The 1843-nt window shown below is 67.9% G+C and carries 1 protein-coding gene and 1 pseudogene; both read right to left on the reverse strand.

Annotated elements, in window-relative coordinates; translation table 11 throughout:
* The coding region (locus tag HPA01S_RS23765; RefSeq protein WP_084360921.1) for a methyl-accepting chemotaxis protein at positions 1-1377 on the reverse strand (1377 nt) is incomplete at its 3' end.
* A 35-nt stretch (positions 1378-1412) separates the two neighbouring features.
* Positions 1413-1843: pseudogene (locus HPA01S_RS23670) on the reverse strand (methyl-accepting chemotaxis protein); the annotation flags it as partial.

Below are 1843 nucleotides of genomic sequence, written 5' to 3' on the forward strand. Positions count from 1 at the left end.
CGCTGCGGCCGTGATCTCGCCAATGATGTCGCTCACGCGTTGCACCGAGCCGACGATCTCGCTCATGGTCTGGCCCGCATCGGCGACCAAGCGGGAGCCGGTTTCCACGCGGTCCACGCTGTCTCCGATCAGGCCCTTGATTTCTTTCGCGGCCTGCGCGCTGCGTTGCGCCAGGTTGCGCACCTCGCCTGCCACCACCGCAAAGCCCCGGCCCTGTTCACCGGCGCGTGCCGCTTCCACCGCCGCGTTGAGCGCCAGGATGTTGGTCTGGAAGGCAATGCCATCGATCACGCCGATGATGTCGCTGATCTTCTTGCTGCTGTGGTTGATCTCGTCCATGGTGGTGACCACCTGGCCCACCACTTCACCACCCCGCACGGCGATCTCGGCCGCGCTCGCGGCAAGCTGGTTGGCCTGACGCGCCGCGTCGGCGCTCTGGCGCACGGTGCTGGTGAGTTCTTCCATGCTGGCCGCGGTTTCCTCCAGGTTGCTCGCCGCCTGTTCGGTGCGTGCGCTCAGGTCCTGGTTGCCGCTGGCAATTTCTGCCGACGCGGTGTTGATGCTGTCGGTGGCGCTGCGCACCTGGCCGACGGTCTGCACCAGCGCGTTCTTCATCGCACCCAGGGCGTTGAGCAGATCACCCAGTTCGTCCTTGCGGTCGGTCTGCACCGCGCGCGTGAGGTCACCGCCGGCCACGGCCGAGGCGATGGCCACGGCTTCGTTCACCGGCGCCGTCACCGACACCGTGATGCGCCAGGCCACCAGCGTGGCCACCACCAGGGCGGCGGCAGCCAGGGCGATCAGCAGCAGCACGTTGTGGCGCAGGGTGGCGGCCGAATCGGCCACCGCGGCCTGCACCAGGCTGCGCTGCAGCACCTGGAGCTCGCCCTGGCCTGCGCTGTAGCGCTCAGCCGCGGGCAGCAGGCCAGTGGTGAGCAGCTGGTTGGCTGCCTGCATGTCACCGGCCTTGAGGGTGTCGAAGAAAGACTTGCGCACCGCGATGTAGTTGGCCCGCAGATCGGCGATGCGCGCCAGCAAGGCCTTGCCCTCGGCGCTGCTGACTTCTTTCTCCAGCGTGGTCTGCAGCTCGTTGATGCGCGTGGTGGTCTGCGCGATCAGGGGCTGGAAGTAGGACTCGACTTCGGCATCGTTGCGCGACTTCGCCAGCGCCAGCACGCGGCTGATGTTGAGCGTGGTGCTGGCGGCCCACTCGTCGGTGACGGCGGCACGGTGGTCCAGCACCACCACCCGTTCGGTGGCCGATTGCGAGGCGCGCAGCCCGTTCCAGGCGACCGCTGCGAGCACCATCAGCAAGACCAGCACGCTGGCAAAACCCAGGCTGAGCCGATGACCGATTTTGAGTTGATTCAAAGACATGTTGAGCAATTCGAGTTGTAGAAAGACCGCATCGGTCAGAAGCTTTCCCAGTCGCCTTCGCTGCCCGCATGGGCTGTCGGCGGGGCGGTGGGGCGCGTCGTTGCGGCGGGTGGCAGGGGTGCGGGTCGGGGCGCCGGTTTGGGCTGGCTGGCGGCCGTGGTGCGGGGTGGCTGCGCCACTGCCGTGGCAGTTGGCGGCGCGGGCATGCGCGCCACCGTGGGCGAGGGCGCGGTGGCTTTGGGTTGGGACGTTGTTGACGGAGTGGTGTGGGTCACGCTGCTGCCGGCGTCGCCAATGCGGAACACCTGCACCACGGTCTGCAGCCGTTGCGCCTGCTCCTTCAGGCTCTCGGCCGCCGCCGCACTCTCTTCCACCAGCGCGGCGTTCTGTTGTGTCATCTGGTCCAGCTGCGTCACCGCCACGTTCACCTGGCCGATGCCGTCGCTCTGCTCACCGGCCGCAGCCG

It is taken from the genome of Hydrogenophaga palleronii NBRC 102513, from assembly GCF_001571225.1.
Classification (GTDB): Bacteria; Pseudomonadota; Gammaproteobacteria; order Burkholderiales; family Burkholderiaceae_C; genus Hydrogenophaga; species Hydrogenophaga palleronii.